Genomic DNA, 16,394 nt, shown 5'->3' with positions numbered 1-16,394 from the left:
TTAGATTACACAAATTGTAGTATACCATCTCCATGAAAAAAGCACACACCTTTATGACGTAAAAGGCGTGTGCTTTGTTGCATAGATTTCCTTATTTTGCTGATTCGTAACGTTTGCCGACTTCTTCCCAGTTTACCACGTTCCAGAACGCTTTTACGTAGTCTGGACGGCGGTTTTGATAGTTCAGGTAGTAAGCATGCTCCCAAACATCCAGGCCAAGAACTGGAGTTTTACCTTCCATTAATGGAGAGTCTTGGTTTGGTGTAGAAGTAATCGCTAATTCGCCATTGTCGACTACTAACCATGCCCAACCTGAACCGAAACGGCCAGCTGCAGCTTTTGCAAACTCTTCTTGGAATGCTTCAAAACTGCCGAACTTGCTGTTGATTGCTTCAGCTAAAGCACCAGAAGGATTTCCGCCTCCATTAGGAGAAAGGATTTGCCAGAAGAATGAGTGGTTCGCGTGACCGCCACCATTATTTCGAACTGCTGTACGGATATCTTCCGGGACAGCATCCATATTGGAGATTAACTCTTCAACAGATTTGTTTTCCAAGTCCCCTTTTCCGGACACAGCGTTGTTCAAGTTTGTTACATACGTGTTGTGGTGTTTCGTATGATGGATATTCATCGTTTCTTTGTCGATGTGTGGTTCTAATGCATCGTACGCGTAAGGTAATTGTGGTAATTCGTAAGCCATTGTTACATCCTCCTCAGAACTATAAATGTATTTGCAAATTTAGCGTATCAAATAAAATAGGAGCATTCAATTAAAATGCTCCTACACAAAAGTCACATATGAACTTACACAACTAAGAAAAAGATAATCAGCATTACTACTTGTATTGCTCCCTTTGTTACGACAGATGTTAAGAACCCGATCAGTGAACCTATACCGGTTCGGATCGACTGTTTAAATCCGCTCCTTGATATAAGCAATTCTGCGATAACCGCTCCAGCGAATGGCCCGATCAAAATTCCAAAAGCCGGGATTACGAAGGGTCCGATCAAGAGCCCAATCGTACTTCCCCATATTCCGGCTTTGGAACCTCCGAATTTCTTTACACCGAATGCATTACTCATCATATCCGCTCCGAAGAGCAATAGGAGGAACATAACTTCAGCAACCCAGAACCACCACGGTAGATCAAAGGTAAAGAAAACGCCGTATAACAAAAAACCACCGAAGAGGAAGATTGCTGACGGTATGATCGGGTAGACCAATCCGACAAACGCAATGACAAAGCATAATCCAATTAGAATCCAACCGAACACGTCCACCCGTATTACCTCCTACTATTAGTCAACCCGCTCTCCAAGTACCGACTCTGCGATATTGACGGCGTGGTCACCAATACGTTCCAAATTGCTGATAATATCGACAAACACAATTCCTGCTTGTCCTGAACAAATGCCTTCATTTACACGATTAATATGAAGTTTACGGAATTTGCGTTCCATCTTATCAAGCAAGTCTTCCTTTTCTGCAACTTCGCGAGCAAGCTCATTGTCTTGATCATCCAACGCCTTAATGGCTTTCGAAACTGTTTCAATTGTTAACGTAAACATTTCAGTCAGGTTGTCCATACCATCGCTCGTTAATTTTAAGCGGTTCGACTCTTTATAATCGATCAATTCGATTATGTTTTCAAAATGGTCACCAATACGCTCGATATCACGAACATTATCCATCAGTTCACGATGGCTTTGTGATTCTGCAGAAGAAATATTACTTGCCGGAATCATAACAAGATAATCCGTAATTTTCCGGTCAAGATTATTTAATGCATCTTCTACTTGATAAGCAGTTTCGGCATGTTTCTTATTGCTTGTGATTAAATACTCGTATGTCTCTTTTAAACCTGTAACGCTAAATTCACCCATACGTAAAATTTCTTCCTTCGCTTGTCCAAGTGCGATGGATGGAGATTGTTCAATGAAATGTGGATCCAAGTGTTTAGGCTTAAATTCAATTGTAACTTCTTCGCCAGGAATCAGTTTTGTAACAAGCCATGCCCAAGCACCGATTAATGGGAATTGTAAGACTGTGTTCAGTACATTAAATGAGCCATGAGCAAAAGCAATCTGCATTTTCTCCTCCAACCCCAGTACCCCAGTCAACCATTCAATATACATTGTAAATGGAGCTATTATGACTAAGAAAACGACTGTACCAAGCACATTGAATAGAACATGTGTAGCAGCAGCCCGCTTAGCCGCAATGGAAGCCCCAATTGAAGCCAATACTGCTGTAATGGTCGTTCCGATATTATCACCGAATAAAACTGGTAGAGCAGCTCTTAAATCGACAAGTCCTGTCGAATATAATTCCTGCAAAATCCCGACAGTCGCACTTGAACTTTGAACGACAACAGTGAAAAGTGTTCCAATTACAACCCCAAGGGTAGCATGTTCACTCATGGAAACTGTTAAATCGATAAAGGCGGGTAGCTCACGTAATGGCTTCATACCACCACTCATCAATTCCAGCCCTAAAAATAGACCGCCAAAACCAAAAATAACTTCTCCTAAATTCTTGAGGGTGTTCTTTTTAAAGAAGAAGATTAAAAATGCACCAATAGCCATAATCGGTAGAGCATATTCCCCTACATCAATCCCGATAATAAAAGCTGTAACAGTTGTTCCTATATTGGCACCCATGATGACGCCAATCGCTTGACGGAGCGTCATGAAGCCAGAACTTACTAAACCAACTACGATTACAGTAGTCCCTGAGCTGGACTGAATAAGAACCGTAACTAAAATCCCGACAAGTACACCCATGAATGGATTTGTTGTAAAACGGTCGATTATGTCACGAAGACGATCCCCTGCGGCTTTTTGTAGTCCGTCTCCCATAAACTTTATTGCAAATAGGAAAATACCAAGACCACCTAAAAATTCGAACAGCATTTCCTGCCAATTCATTTCCACGATACGTTTCAACTCCCAGTTCTTTTTAGCATCTTCCCCATTATTAGAGGAAAGACGACATCTGTAAAGATTGTAAACATAAAATTTACAAAGCCTTTACAATTATGCTTTATTTTTTGAAACATTTTGTTCAAATGAATCATGAAATAGATTCGGAATCATATATTGGGGAAAAGGAGGCAAGCACTATGCGAATCTTAAGTTTAGCTGCCATCATTCTCATTTGTTTCTACTTCCTCAAAATAGATATGGCCGAAGGTACAATCCCATTAGCCGCCTTTTATTCAAAGGAAGTTGAAGCTTGCTCTAAAAATGAAGAATCAGTTGAAATGACTTCTATTGCCGTTCAAACTCTTCCTGGGGATACCATTTATACTTTATTTGCACTTTACCCCGCTGAAGGAAAATCATTCATCGAGCGACTAAGTGATTTTTATAAATTGAACCCCCATTTACAAAACCAGGATTTTGCCTATGGTGAAACTTTACAATTGCCGATTTACCAGTCTTTAGGTAGCTGTCAATGATAGAGAGGTCTTTCTCTCTTGTATTTTCGACACAATAGTTGATAAAATAAGAGCAGTGAGGCTATAGCCTGAAAAGGAGAGAATCTTTCATGAGTATTATTCATCGTTCTCAAACGCGTCCAGTACGTGTAGGGAATTTGACTATAGGTGGAAGCGACGAGTTATTCATCCAAAGTATGACTACGACAAAAACACACGACGTCGACGCGACAGTTGAACAGATCCTTCGCTTAGAAGAAGCAGGTTGCCAAGTTGTACGTGTAGCTTGCCCGGATGAGCGCGCTGCTTATGCAATTGGGGAAATAAAAAAGCGAATCAACATTCCATTAGTAGTAGATATTCACTTTGACTATAAATTGGCTTTGATTGCAATTGAGCAAGGTGCGGATAAAATTCGGATTAACCCGGGCAATATCGGGCGCCGTGAAAAGGTTGAAGCGGTAGTTAATGCGGCTAAGGCGAAAGGGATTCCAATTCGTATTGGTGTTAACGCAGGTTCCCTTGAGAAGCATATTCTTCAAAAGTATGGATATCCTACTGCGGAAGGAATGGTGGAAAGTGCTCTACATCATATCAAGATATTAGAAGATCTTGATTTCCACGATATTATTGTTTCTTTAAAAGCATCAGATGTTAACTTGGCGATCGAAGCTTATAAGAAAGCGGCTGAAGTCATTCCTTATCCACTCCATTTAGGAATTACAGAATCCGGAACACTTTTCGCCGGTACTGTTAAAAGTGCAGCAGGTCTTGGCGCCTTACTGAGCGCTGGTATTGGAAATACTCTACGGATTTCTCTTAGTGCGGACCCTGTAGAAGAAATCAAAGTTGCACGTGAATTATTAAAAGTTTTCGGCCTTTCTTCAAATGCAGCAACATTGATCTCATGCCCGACATGCGGCCGGATTGAAATCGACCTGATTTCTATTGCGAATGAGGTGGAAGAATATATCTCCCACATTAAAGCTCCGATTAAAGTAGCCGTATTAGGCTGTGCTGTAAACGGTCCTGGTGAAGCACGTGAAGCAGATATCGGTATAGCCGGTGCCCGTGGTGAAGGATTGTTATTCCGTCACGGAAAAACTGTTCGCAAAGTACCGGAAGAGACAATGGTTGATGAATTGAAGAAGGAAATCGACATTATTGCTCAAGAATACTTTGAAAAGAAAAGATTAGAAGAGCTTGAACTTGCAGGAGAAACGTCGAATTGAGAAAATATCGGTTCGGTATCGATATAGATGGGACAGTTACTTGTCCCACCTCCCTCCTTCCTCATATTAACCAGGCATTTAAAAGGAATTTGGTGTTGGAAGATATCCAGGAATATGATTTAACAAAGGCATTACCGGATATTGATCCTTTAGAGTTTGGTAAGTGGTTCAAAATATCAGAGCCTGAAATTTATGCAACCTCCCCTATTCGCGATGATGCCCGTGAAGTTCTATCGGAATGGAACGATCGGTATGAATTATATTTCATATCAGCACGCGGTAGTAATGTACAGGATATAACGTACAAATGGTTCTTGGAGCATGAAGTGGTCTATGACCATATAGAATTGATTGGTACACATAATAAGATTGCTACAGCTAAGATGCATGGAGTACATGCCTTCTTTGAAGACAAGCACGATAATGCCGTAGCTATCCACGAGGAACTTAAGATTCCGGTCATTCTTTTTGATGCACCGTACAATCGGGATCCCATTCCGGATGGAGTCTTCCGGGTAAGCAACTGGAAGGAAGCAAAACATATAATCGAACAAGAATTTGCAATCGAAAAAGCGCAATGAGTTTACACACTCATTGCGCTTTTATTGTTTTGATCAATATTGCAATCCGGACATTTACCGTAGATTTCAAATTTATGATTCTCAATTGTATAGGAAGGAAGAGCTTCCTTTAATTGATCCATCGGACACATATGAATCTCTTTAATCTTTCCACAATCGAGACAAATGAAATGATGGTGATGATGTTCGACATCACATTGCATGCGGAAATGCCGTTCACCTGATAGTTCTGTTTCCTCTAATATTTTCAAGTCAACAAAGGTCGATAGATTTCTATATATAGTGTCATAGCTCATCCCAGGGTAATCTTTCATCATATCATCTAACAAATCTCTTGCCGTTAAATAACGGTCTGTTTCAGAAAAAAGGGATAAAATCCGTTCCCGCTTATCCGTTTTTTTGTATCCATATTCTTTTAAGATTTCCCATGCTTTTGAAATATTCACTCTGGAACGCCTCCCCTTTGTTCTTTACCGAAAGCCAAATAGATTCGTTTCCCAAGAAGGATGATGAGTAAGATGGCAATCGACGAAACAACTATTGTTCCACCGGGTGCAAGTTCAAGGTAATATGCTGTTACAAGTCCGATCAGGACTGCAATTTCGCCAAATATGACAGAGTACGCAATTGCCTGTTTGAAGCCTTTGGCGATTTGTAAACTTGCAGCGACCGGTAAAGTCATCATAGACGAAACTAAAAGGATTCCAACGATTCGCATAGAGCCAGCGATGACAAGTGCTGTAACAATCATAAATAAAACATGGATCCATTTTGAACCGATGCCGCTTACTTTTGCATACTCCTCATCAAAAGAGAGAACGAAAAGCTCCTTATACAATGAAAATAGGAAAATAATTACGACTACAGCAATTCCGATAATAACGTACAAATCTTGCCGGCTTACCGCAGAAACTGAACCGAAAAGGTAGCCGAACAAATCTGAACTGAACCCTTGGGCCAAAGAGATGAAAATAGCTCCGAAACCAATTCCTGCAGAGAGGATAATCGGTATCGCCAGTTCCTCAAAATTCTTATATAAACTTCTTAGCCTTTCAATCATTAATGAGCCTGCCACTGACGCAGCAATTCCTAAGTAAATTGGATTTAACAACGCCAAGGACGCTACGCTTTGGCTCAAATAGAGACTCCCTGCAATCCCTGCTAAAGTCACATGACTCAGAGCATCAGCTATTAATGACAATTTCCTGACAACAATGAATACACCCAACAAAGGTGCGATGAAACCGATGATAATACCTGAAGCAAATGCATTTTGAAGGAATTCATATTGTAAAATAGATGCGATCATGATAAGTCCTCCGTAGTATGGTGCACTTTTCTAACGGAATGACCATACCAGGACTGCAGCTGATTATCACTGATTCGATCAAATTCCTTGCCAACCCCGTGAAAATGAATCGTCTGATTCAAGCAAGCGACATGGCTGATTCGATCTGATACAGTGTCTACATCATGAGTCACTAACACCATTGTTATTTGTCGGTCACGGTTCAGCTGTGCAAGCATATCATAAAAAGATTGAACATGTTGACGGTCAATTCCTACGGTAGGCTCATCCAAAATAAGCATTTTCGGATGGCTAATCAACGCTCTTGCGATGAAGACGCGTTGCTGTTGACCACCGGATAAGTTCCCAATATTACGAGAAGCATAAGGATCCATATCCACAGCTTTTAATGCTTCCATCGCTCCATGGCGATCTTCAGCTGAGTATTTTCTAAACAGACCTCTTTTCTTAGCTAAGCCGCTCATGACCACTTCCAAAACAGTTGCTGGAAATGAAGTATTAAAGGCATTTGATTTTTGAGAAACATAACCGATCCATTCACGATGACTAAACTTATGAGCCGGTTCCCCAAAAAGTTTAACTGAACCTGAGGTCGGTCTCAATAATCCGAGCATAAGCTTAATTAGAGTGGATTTCCCAGAACCATTCGGTCCAATAATACTTAAGAAATCCCCTTTCGATACAATCAAGGAAATATCCCTTAATACCGAAGTATGTTCATAATGAAAATTTACATCTTCTATATCAATATATGGCGCGTCCATTGAGTCGCCCCTTTTCTAAAAAGTAATGATTACGATTTACAAAGAGTTATTATATAGGAGAGTTCATGATTTGTAAATCATGTGAGTTTGAAAGGATGAAAAGATGGACATTTTACAATTGATTAATGAAATTCGCCAAAAATCGGATTCGGAAGTGGAAAAATTGGCAAAGGCCAACGGAATTCCGTTATCGAAATCCGAAATTAAAAAGTTAAGACCACTTCTTGAGGAGTTTTCTTTTCATTGGCTCATTATCGGTGTACCGAAATCGATTATTGAACGAATTGAAAAAATCTTGGGTAAAGAAAAAGCAAATCGTATTTTCGATCAACTAAATGGCTATAAAAATCAGTTCTGAGTTTCTATAAACTCGATTCTCTTAATAGAATCGTTCTCGGGATTGAATTCAATCATGACGAATACGCCGAACTCCCTCTCGGATTCACGAATCCAGAGTTTAAACGTCTCCATAGCCGTGTCATCCATATCCCTGCGGCCTACGTGAAGATAATCAATAATTTCCGCATTAGGATAACGCTCTTTTGCCTGTTCTAACGCTATTCTTCCCCATTTTGCATATGCAGGTTCTTGTATATCTGAAACCATTTTTGATACTGGCAGAATGATGTCATGCCCAAACAAAGACAACAAGATCATCGCAGCTGAAAAGAATAAATTTTTCATGAGAGACTCCTTTTTATATTAGTGTCCACCGAAAACCAGTCTCTATTCTGCAAAAAGAAAAAGTGTATCCCCAACATCCGAGGATACACTTTTTCTTTGAATTTATACTCGTAATAAGTCTAATTCTTCAGGTGCAAACTTTTTCGCTTTCAACATAGCAATTTCATGTTTATAAGGCGGCTTTTTAGTTTTTGCATCCGAACCAATATAAGGCGTTTCTAAGATTTTTGGTATATGCTTCAACTGTTCATGATGGACGATATAAGACAAGGCTTCAAATCCAATATGACCAAAACCGATATTTTCATGACGGTCTTTTGCGGCACCGCGTTCATTTTTACTGTCATTAATATGAAGTACCGCTAGTCTGTCCAACCCAATTAAACGGTCAAATTCTTCTAAAACTCCGTCAAAGTCATTTACAAGGTCATATCCTGCATCGTGTGTATGACAAGTATCGAAACAAACGGTAAGCCGCTCATTATGAGTCACCCCATCAATGATTTTCGCCAATTCATCGAATGTCCGTCCACATTCAGATCCTTTACCTGCCATAGTCTCAAGAGCAATATTTACCGGATAATCCTCTGTCAAGACTTCATTCAAGCCCTCAATGATCTTTTTAATTCCCTCATCCGCTCCTGCACCTACATGCGCACCGGGATGTAAAACAATTTGGGATGAACCTACAGCTGCTGTTCTGATGATCTCTTTCTGTAAGAATTCAACCCCAAGTTCAAAAGTTTCTGGTTTTACTGTATTTGCAATATTAATGATATACGGTGCATGCACAACAATATTGGAAATGCCATGCTCTTCCATGTGTAATATTCCTTGCGCGATATTCAGTTCTTCTATCGGTTTTCTTCTTGTATTTTGAGGGGCACCTGTATAGATCATAAATGTCGATGCACCGTATGAAACCGCCTCTTCGCTTGCAGCAAGAAGCATCTTCTTCCCACTCATAGAAACATGTGAACCTATCAGCAACAATCTCTCCCCCTATTTCTTTTTGTTTATACGGCGTTCTCTTTTTTTAATAGTTTCTACTTGCCGCTGCATCTTTTTCTTATATCCCGGCTTGACTTTACCTGGTTTCTGAACAAGTGATTTTGCTTTTAGATCGATCTCATCTTGACCTTTTGTCCGATTCTTACGTGAATGGCGTTCTTTCAAGTCAATCCATTCTCCGTCTTTTACATCCTGATGGACAAACGGGATGCCCATTTTTTCTATCTTGATGATTGCATGTTCATCACTTGGACCATATAGCGTGATTGCGGTACCCTTTAAACCTGCACGAGCAGTTCTGCCCACCCGATGAATGAAAAATTCAAGGTCTTCAGGAAGTTCGAAGTTGATGACATGGCTGATTCCTGGAATATCTATACCTCGGGCAGCAAGATCTGTAGCAACGATAAATTGAAATTCCAAATCTCTGATTTGCTTCATTACACGTTTTCGGTCCCTCGGTGTTAAGGCACCGTGAATTTGTGCATTTTTAATCCCCTGGCCTGTCAAGTAATGCGAAACTTCCTCCGCGTTATTTCGAGTATTGACGAAAATCACAGCTAAATAAGGGTTAATAGCTTTGATGACATGGAGAAGTTTGTTTTTTCTTGACTGACTGCGAATCGGTACAAGTGAAAAGTGGATTCCTTCTGCAACCGGGCGCTTATCGCCAATTTTAATATGCTCTGGAGATTCCATGTATTTATTTAGAAATGGTTGAAGTTTTTCAGGGATTGTAGCTGAAAAGACATACATGTCAAGCTGTTCAGGCATGCGAGATGCAAATTTATCGATATCTTCGATGAAGCCCATATCAAAAGCAAGGTCAGCTTCATCCACAACTAAAATCGGTGCCGTATGAACAAGTAATGCGTTCTCTTCTACAAGATCTCGAATACGTCCAGGTGTACCGACTACAATTTGCGGCTGTGTTTTCAATTTTTCAATTGACCTATTCTTATCCGTCCCACCGATGAGCAATTTTGTTTGAATTTCCGTATCACCGATCAGCTTGTCTAACTCATTGTAAATCTGGGTTGCAAGCTCTCTGGTCGGTGAAGTTATGATAGCTTGTACCTCCATTTTTGCTGGATCGATTTTTTCTACAATCGGGATGAGGAAACTATGTGTTTTTCCGGTACCGGTATGCGATTGACCAATTGCACTTTTCCCTTTCATGATTAACGGGATCATTTGTTGCTGGATTGGGGTCGGCTCTGTAAAGCCCAACTCCTCAATCGCCTTCAGTAAAAAAGGCTGGAAATTATAATCTTTAAAATTCGACATACTGTCACTCCTAACGTTTCATCATTGTACCATGTTTCGGACATTTAGTTGAGCAATTGCATATTATAGAAAGTGATATTGCGATGTCAATTCGAAAGAAAGGAGATTCGAATGAAATACCGTCCATTTTATCCATTTGAACAGAACTCTCAACCTTCCCAACATGCGGCACCTTTCGGAGGCTGGCAGCATGGTGGTTCAGCAGGACCAGGACAATTCGGGCCTACTGGAGGCCATGCAGGACCAAATTGGTTAGGACCGACAGGTGGTCATGCAGGACCTAACTGGTTGGGACTGACGGGCGGCGATAGCAGACCAGGTCCGTTCGGTCCGTCCGGCCAATCAGGACCAGGATTCTCAAGAGGTGGTAGAGGAAGCAACCAAGGTAGGCCAGGATTCTTAGGTGGCGGTCAAGCTGGACCGGGTGGACCGGGAGCACCGGGTGGTGGTGGTTCCAAATTGGAGTATTATCTTCAAACTGCCGACAGATTTATGTCCACAGCACAACAATATGCTCCAATCATTAACCGTTTTGCACCAATGCTTCAAAACATCCCTGCATTACTAAACATCTATAGAGGATTTTCATCAGCCCCTTCAGCCGGTGCCGCTTCAGTAGCAGCCGCTACGAGTGCTGCAGATACGGCGGCCCCGCTGGCTTCCACACCCCGCATTTTCCAGCCGCCTGTATGAAGCTTTGAATTATTAGGTCCACTCCGTTATAATGGATAGTATCCGAAGGAGTGAGATTGAATGAAAGTGTTGAAGATAACTCCGCGGGGCTATTGCTATGGTGTCGTGGATGCTATGGTCATTGCACGTAATGCATCACTCGATAAGTCATTGCCCCGCCCTATATATATTTTGGGCATGATTGTCCACAATAAGCATGTAACAGATGCTTTTGAACAGGAAGGCATTATTACTCTTGATGGCGAAAACCGTTTGGACATCTTGAATAAAGTAGAACAAGGAACCGTCATCTTCACTGCCCATGGTGTATCCCCGGAAGTAAGAGAGCTCGCTCGTAAAAAAGGCCTTGTTTCAATCGATGCAACTTGTCCGGATGTTACAAGCACTCACGACTTAATCCGCGAAAAAACGGCCGAAGGGTATTATATCCTCTATATCGGCAAAAAAGGACATCCAGAGCCGGAAGGTGCAATTGGAGTGGCTCCAGACAAAGTGAAGTTGATTACATCCCTTGAAGATGTCGAAGCACTTGAACTTGTTCACGAGAAGCTATTAGTCACAAACCAGACTACTATGAGTCAATGGGATGTGGTTCATATGATTGAACGTCTTCAAGAACGTTTCCCACATATTGAGGTTCATAAGGAAATCTGTCTTGCAACTCAAGTACGCCAAGAGGCTGTAGCTGATCAAGCAGGAGAAGCGGAACTACTGATCGTCGTAGGAGACCCGATGAGTAATAACTCAAATCGCTTAACTCAAGTGTCCGAGGAAATTGCAGGTACAAAATCATATCGGATTGCGGATATTTCAGAACTGAAACTAGATTGGCTGGAAGGCATAAATACAGTTGCTGTTACAGCTGGTGCCTCCACTCCGACGCCGATTGTCAAAGAGGTCATTCAATTCCTTGAGAAATATGATCCGGAGAATCCGGAAACCCATACCATTGAACGGACCATCGCTATAAATAAAATCTTGCCGAAAATCAAGGAACCCAAACCGGTTAACCGTATTGAACCTTACCCGGTATCCTAAATAAAAGCTGGTCCACTTGTCACAACGTGACGGCGGACCAGCTTTTTAAATAAACTTGAAAGGTTCTGTATTTATATCGGAGGCGACAAATTCGCAATTATAGCCCCGTTCCGAACATAACTTAGTCATTTTTCGGACAACCCCCTCTATCATGACCTTTTCTACATTATGTCCAGGATCTACAACAGAGAGACCAAGATCTAAAGCGTCATGTGCTACATGATAATATAAGTCACCCGTAACAAATACATCGGCACCCTTACGTTTAGCTGCATAAATATATTTATTACCGTCCCCGCCTAACACTGCAATCTTCCGGACTCTGGCATTCAAGTCACCAACTACACGAACTGCAGGAACGGAAAGACGGTCTTTCACAAATTCTGCAAAGTCATGTAAAGTCATGTCAGTTTTCAGCTTCCCTACACGACCTAAGCCGAAATCATTTGTTCGTTGGTCAAGCTGGAAGAAATCATACGCAACTTCTTCATAAGGATGTGCTTTTATCATGGCATGCAGCACCTTACTTCTAATCGATTGCGGAAGGACAACCTCAATACGCTCTTCCTCTACCACTTCCGGTTTCCCGTTTTCACCTATAAAGGGATCTGCTCCATTTCCCGGTGTAAATCTGCCTGTTCCCACTGTTGAGAAAGAACATCCATTATAGTCACCAATAGCTCCAGCACCTGCCTTAGCAAGTGCATCCCTGACTATATCTGCATGAGATACAGGTACAAAAACCGCCAGCTTGTAAAGTGGCTCTGAATAGGAAACTTCCATCACTTCACATTGTTCCAATTCTAAGATTTCCGCCAACAAATCATTGACCCCGCCTGGAGCTACATCCAAATTTGTATGTGCAGCGTAGATGGAGATATCATGTTTAATACATTTTTCAAACATTCTGCCTTGCGGTAAGTCTGTCCGTATATGCTTGAGGCGCCTGAAAATGGGTGGATGATGGGCAATGATCAGTTTTGCACCCTTCTCAATCGCTTCATCCACAACTTTTTCATTTACATCTAATGTCACTAAAACTTTCTCGGTCTCTTCATTTAGCCTGCCAACCTGCAACCCTATCGGATCGTCCTCTACAGCAAATTTCTTTGGAGACCATTCCTCAAATAACTGAATGATTTCATGTCCGTTCACTTTTTTCATTGTCCTATCTCACCTTCCACTAGTGATATAAGCTTTTCCAACTCTTCTTTACGCATGGTTTGGTCTTCAGTAGCTAAATTTAGGGAATCTACTATTCGTCTCCATTGGTTCACTTCACTGTTCCATTTTTCAAGGAAAATTAAGTTTTTGTCTTTTAATAAGAAAGGCCCCATCAACGTTTCAACATCTGAGTAGTTGACAGTTCCACGCTCTAACACAAGCACTTCATAAATTTTACGATCTTCTTTCAAAATCTTTTCATCAATCAGCTTCCACTCATTGTTCACTGCCCATTCCCTGATCGCTTTAGCATGAACATTCGGCTGTAATATAAGACGCTGGACATTAGTTAATTTCGTCTTCCCTTTTTCAATGATAGATACTATTAAAGGTCCGCCCATTCCTGCAATCGTGATGGTATCGATTTGATCACTTTCCCTTATCGCATCCAGACCATCAGCCAGCCTGACAACAATCGAGTTCTGAAGCCCTTCCTTCTTGACTTCTTTAACCGCTGATTCATAAGGACCTTTCACGACTTCACCAGCTATTGCACGATCGATCATCCCTTGATGGGCTAAATAACATGGTAAATATGCGTGATCGCTCCCAATATCTGCTAACCTGGAACCTTTCGGGACATATGAAGCAACTGTTTCCAAGCGTTTCGATAACTTTTGTGAATTCAATTTACTTGCACCTACCTCTTCGATTATTGTAGCGGAAGTGGAATATAGTTGCATAGAAAAACCCCTGTCCTTGAAGACAGAGGTTTCTGGTAATTCTATTCCAATGAAAGGATGTAATCAGCTATTGCAGCTTGATCAACATCTTTAAATGCAGGCATCTGACCTTTACCATTTTGAAGCACTTCTACGATTTCATCTTTGGAAAGTGAAGTACCTTTCAATGCTGGTCCGAAAGCGCCTTCTAAAGCGTTACCGTGACATCCGATGCAGCTTTCTTGTACAAATGATTCAGGATCGAATGCTTTGTTAGAATCAGCTTGTGTTTCAGATTGGCTATCAGAAGATTGTTCTTCGCCATTTTCTAATGCGATTTCCTCTTGTTTGTCCACGCCGTAAATCGACATGAAGAAGATAAGACCGATACCAAACGCCATAATAAGGATATAAGGTACAACAGGGTTTTTCATTACGTATTTCCTCCCTCAGAAGTATACTAATACTGAAATGAGAATCAGTTCACAATCCATATTGTACTGCATTACATCCAAAACTGAAAGTATTTAAAGCCAAGAAGCAATTTCATTGTGACAAATTAGTCACAAATTCAGCAACCGATCAATCGTGAAATGACCATTTTCTGAACTTCGGAGGTTCCTTCACCGATTTCAAGCAATTTTGCATCCCGCAAATAACGCTCTACTTCATACTCTTTCATATAGCCGTATCCACCATGGATTTGAATCGCCTCATCTGCAACTTCCATGGCTATTTCAGAAGCATATAATTTACACATGGAAGCTTCTTTTGAGAATGGTCGGCCTTGATCCTTAAGCCAAGCAGCCTTATAAACCATATTTCGGGCTAATTCAATCTTAAGTGCCATATCAGCAAGTTTGAACTGGGTTATTTGGAATTGGGACAAAGTCTTTCCGAATTGTTTACGCTCATTTGCGTATTGGAGTGCCCGATCAAATGCCGCCTGAGCTATCCCGACTGCCATTGCTCCGATTCCGATCCTTCCTCCGTCCAATGTCGTCAGGAACTGGCGGAATCCATTACCACGGACTCCTAATAAGTTCTCTTTCGGAACCCGTACATTTTCAAGGATCAATTCGGTCGTATTCGAGGCATTCAGACCCATTTTTTCATAGTTATCAATTACCTTAAAGCCTTCAGCATCTGTCGGCACTATTATTGCGCTAATTTCTTTTTTTCCATCCTTCACACCTGTTATTGCTGTAATCGCTAAATGCTTCGCGTAACTTGCATTTGTAATGAACACTTTGCTTCCGTTAATGACCCATTCATCGCCATCTTCTATTGCCGTCGTTTCTGTACCTCCTGCATCACTACCAGCGTTCGGTTCAGTCAACCCGAATGCCCCGAATGACTCTCCTGAACAGATTGGCGTCAAATATTTCTGTTTTTGCTCCTCTGTACCGAAGAGATTTAATGGAGCACCACCGAGTGAAATATGTGCAGAATATGTAATACCAGTGGATGCGCATGCTCTGCTTAACTCTTCTGTTACAATGGCAAAGCTGATTGTATCAGCACCTGCACCGCCGTATTCCTCTGGAAATGGCAGCCCCATCATCCCCATATCAGAAAGCTGCTGGAAAATTTCCACTGGAAATTCTTTTGAACGATCACGTTCTACTGCTCCTGGTGCTACTACCTCATCCGCGAACTCCTTAATGGTTCGCCGGATCATTTGTTGTTCATCCGTTAAATCGAAATTCAACTTTTTCATCCCCTTTTGTTTGAACGCGCTTACATTTCCCATTATATAAAACAAACACCCTATGTCACAAGGAATAGAGTGTCAGAAAAATAGATAATATAAAGTGATCAGAACTCCAGCAATGCCGGATATTACAAAATAAACCTGTTTTAAAACTCTCCCTGCAATTATCCATAGTACGCAATGGATGAACATGACGACAATCAATACAATCGGTTGGTCGTTAAAATAGAGCAGCCATATTTTCATTGAAAGCCCTAATAAGATTAAAGCCAGTAACACATAAAGGACCGGTGCTTTTATCGTTTTCTTAGTGAAATAATACGTTGCACCGATTAATATGAAAAGCATTAACAAACTAAGTATGATCGGAACCCACAAGTTTGTTGAGTAGAAAACAAATAAGAGAACTACTATGGTAGTAATTACAAGTACCATCTGCCACAGTACCGCGATCGAACTTTCTTTGCTTAAAATGGATTTTTTCGTTTTTTGTGGTTTATGACTTTGTTCCTCTTGCTCGTATAGCGCAAGCAAAAAATCACAATAATGTTCCGGAAGCATCTGATTCTTCTTCCAAAAATGAATTTCGTTTACGATTATGGATTTCCTTTGATCCTTCAAGACCACTACCACCTAACACGTAATCTACTGTTATTATATCAAACTATATAAGTATTCAATCTCCGTTTTCTATTATTATCGATAACGATTGATAGTCAAAAAAAACCGTCCTTGAAGCTCATGAGCTTCGAGGA

At 41.0% G+C, this 16,394-nt stretch carries 20 protein-coding genes; 6 read left to right on the top strand and 14 right to left on the bottom strand.

Annotated elements, in window-relative coordinates:
• Positions 1-91: 91 nt before the first annotated feature.
• The 3 genes from sodA to ACFOZY_RS11850 form a co-directional block, all read right to left on the bottom strand.
• The gene (sodA, locus tag ACFOZY_RS11860; RefSeq protein ID WP_378155687.1) at positions 92-700 is read right to left on the bottom strand and encodes a superoxide dismutase SodA; all 609 of its coding nucleotides are present in this window, start codon (positions 698-700) and stop codon (positions 92-94) included.
• A gap of 104 nt (positions 701-804) precedes the next feature.
• Positions 805-1,281 (bottom strand): DUF456 domain-containing protein, encoded by a 477-nt coding sequence (locus ACFOZY_RS11855; protein ID WP_378155685.1) that lies wholly within the window; start codon positions 1,279-1,281, stop codon positions 805-807.
• Positions 1,282-1,299: 18 nt separating this feature from the next.
• A complete protein-coding gene (locus ACFOZY_RS11850) occupies positions 1,300-2,934 on the bottom strand; it encodes a Na/Pi cotransporter family protein (RefSeq protein WP_378156148.1) in 1,635 nt (544 codons plus the stop codon).
• 188 nt (positions 2,935-3,122) lie between these two features.
• Between ACFOZY_RS11850 and ACFOZY_RS11845 the strand changes: the two genes are divergently transcribed.
• The 3 genes from ACFOZY_RS11845 (at position 3,123) to ACFOZY_RS11835 (ending at position 5,253) form a co-directional block, all read left to right on the top strand.
• Positions 3,123-3,461: a hypothetical protein gene (locus ACFOZY_RS11845; RefSeq protein ID WP_378155683.1), complete on the top strand. Its 339-nt coding sequence runs from the start codon at positions 3,123-3,125 to the stop codon at positions 3,459-3,461.
• A gap of 89 nt (positions 3,462-3,550) precedes the next feature.
• Entirely contained in the window at positions 3,551-4,672 is a 1,122-nt protein-coding gene (ispG, locus tag ACFOZY_RS11840; RefSeq protein WP_378155681.1) for a flavodoxin-dependent (E)-4-hydroxy-3-methylbut-2-enyl-diphosphate synthase, read from the top strand.
• Positions 4,669-5,253, top strand: coding sequence for a 5' nucleotidase, NT5C type (locus ACFOZY_RS11835; RefSeq protein WP_378155679.1), 585 nt, complete (start codon positions 4,669-4,671; stop codon positions 5,251-5,253). Before ispG ends, ACFOZY_RS11835 begins: the two co-directional genes overlap by 4 nt.
• Before the next feature lie 2 nt (positions 5,254-5,255).
• Here ACFOZY_RS11835 and ACFOZY_RS11830 read toward each other — a convergent pair whose 3' ends face one another.
• The 3 genes from ACFOZY_RS11830 to ACFOZY_RS11820 are packed head-to-tail and all read right to left on the bottom strand — an operon-like array spanning position 5,256 to position 7,326.
• Positions 5,256-5,699: a Fur family transcriptional regulator gene (locus ACFOZY_RS11830; protein ID WP_378155677.1), complete on the bottom strand. Its 444-nt coding sequence runs from the start codon at positions 5,697-5,699 to the stop codon at positions 5,256-5,258.
• Positions 5,696-6,562 (bottom strand): metal ABC transporter permease, encoded by an 867-nt coding sequence (locus ACFOZY_RS11825; RefSeq protein ID WP_378155674.1) that lies wholly within the window; start codon positions 6,560-6,562, stop codon positions 5,696-5,698. The genes ACFOZY_RS11830 and ACFOZY_RS11825 overlap by 4 nt, the downstream gene beginning before the upstream one ends.
• The gene (locus ACFOZY_RS11820) at positions 6,559-7,326 is read right to left on the bottom strand and encodes a metal ABC transporter ATP-binding protein (RefSeq protein WP_378155672.1); all 768 of its coding nucleotides are present in this window, start codon (positions 7,324-7,326) and stop codon (positions 6,559-6,561) included. The genes ACFOZY_RS11825 and ACFOZY_RS11820 overlap by 4 nt, the downstream gene beginning before the upstream one ends.
• A gap of 103 nt (positions 7,327-7,429) precedes the next feature.
• Between ACFOZY_RS11820 and ACFOZY_RS11815 the strand changes: the two genes are divergently transcribed.
• Positions 7,430-7,684, top strand: a complete 255-nt coding sequence (locus ACFOZY_RS11815) for a hypothetical protein (RefSeq protein ID WP_378155669.1) — start codon at positions 7,430-7,432, stop codon at positions 7,682-7,684.
• Here the strand turns inward: ACFOZY_RS11815 and ACFOZY_RS11810 are convergent.
• The 3 genes from ACFOZY_RS11810 to ACFOZY_RS11800 all read right to left on the bottom strand — a co-directional run bounded on the left by ACFOZY_RS11810 (position 7,675) and on the right by ACFOZY_RS11800 (position 10,308).
• On the bottom strand, positions 7,675-8,010 hold the full coding sequence (locus ACFOZY_RS11810; RefSeq protein ID WP_378155667.1) for a YqzG/YhdC family protein: 336 nt from the start codon (positions 8,008-8,010) through the stop codon (positions 7,675-7,677). The genes ACFOZY_RS11815 and ACFOZY_RS11810 overlap by 10 nt on opposite strands.
• A 102-nt stretch (positions 8,011-8,112) precedes the next feature.
• Entirely contained in the window at positions 8,113-9,000 is an 888-nt protein-coding gene (locus ACFOZY_RS11805; protein WP_378155665.1) for a deoxyribonuclease IV, read from the bottom strand.
• A gap of 12 nt (positions 9,001-9,012) precedes the next feature.
• Positions 9,013-10,308: a DEAD/DEAH box helicase gene (locus ACFOZY_RS11800; protein ID WP_378155663.1), complete on the bottom strand. Its 1,296-nt coding sequence runs from the start codon at positions 10,306-10,308 to the stop codon at positions 9,013-9,015.
• A 111-nt stretch (positions 10,309-10,419) separates the two neighbouring features.
• On the opposite strand from ACFOZY_RS11800, the gene vrrA reads away from it, so the two are divergent.
• Both vrrA and ACFOZY_RS11790 read left to right on the top strand, forming a co-directional pair.
• The gene (gene vrrA, locus ACFOZY_RS11795) at positions 10,420-11,001 is read left to right on the top strand and encodes a VrrA/YqfQ family protein (RefSeq protein ID WP_378155661.1); all 582 of its coding nucleotides are present in this window, start codon (positions 10,420-10,422) and stop codon (positions 10,999-11,001) included.
• A 60-nt stretch (positions 11,002-11,061) separates the two neighbouring features.
• Positions 11,062-12,039, top strand: a complete 978-nt coding sequence (locus ACFOZY_RS11790; protein WP_378155659.1) for a 4-hydroxy-3-methylbut-2-enyl diphosphate reductase — start codon at positions 11,062-11,064, stop codon at positions 12,037-12,039.
• A 45-nt stretch (positions 12,040-12,084) separates the two neighbouring features.
• Here the strand turns inward: ACFOZY_RS11790 and ACFOZY_RS11785 are convergent, their stop codons facing one another.
• The 5 genes from ACFOZY_RS11785 to ACFOZY_RS11765 form a co-directional block, all read right to left on the bottom strand.
• Complete coding sequence (locus ACFOZY_RS11785; RefSeq protein ID WP_378155657.1) at positions 12,085-13,203, bottom strand: Nif3-like dinuclear metal center hexameric protein; 1,119 nt, start codon at positions 13,201-13,203, stop codon at positions 12,085-12,087.
• The gene (locus ACFOZY_RS11780; protein ID WP_378156146.1) at positions 13,200-13,892 is read right to left on the bottom strand and encodes a tRNA (adenine(22)-N(1))-methyltransferase; all 693 of its coding nucleotides are present in this window, start codon (positions 13,890-13,892) and stop codon (positions 13,200-13,202) included. The genes ACFOZY_RS11785 and ACFOZY_RS11780 overlap by 4 nt, the downstream gene beginning before the upstream one ends.
• A 95-nt stretch (positions 13,893-13,987) precedes the next feature.
• On the bottom strand, positions 13,988-14,359 hold the full coding sequence (locus tag ACFOZY_RS11775; protein ID WP_378155655.1) for a c-type cytochrome: 372 nt from the start codon (positions 14,357-14,359) through the stop codon (positions 13,988-13,990).
• Positions 14,360-14,496: 137 nt separating this feature from the next.
• The gene (locus tag ACFOZY_RS11770; protein ID WP_465251163.1) at positions 14,497-15,645 is read right to left on the bottom strand and encodes an acyl-CoA dehydrogenase family protein; all 1,149 of its coding nucleotides are present in this window, start codon (positions 15,643-15,645) and stop codon (positions 14,497-14,499) included.
• A 72-nt stretch (positions 15,646-15,717) separates the two neighbouring features.
• Complete coding sequence (locus ACFOZY_RS11765) at positions 15,718-16,260, bottom strand: hypothetical protein (protein ID WP_378155653.1); 543 nt, start codon at positions 16,258-16,260, stop codon at positions 15,718-15,720.
• Positions 16,261-16,394 lie beyond the last annotated feature (134 nt).

It is taken from the genome of Chungangia koreensis (genome assembly GCF_042651785.1).
Lineage (GTDB): Bacteria > Bacillota > Bacilli > Bacillales_A > Planococcaceae > Chungangia > Chungangia koreensis.
The sequence above is the reverse complement of the archived record's forward strand: the minus strand, read 5'-3'. Positions and strand labels throughout refer to the sequence as shown.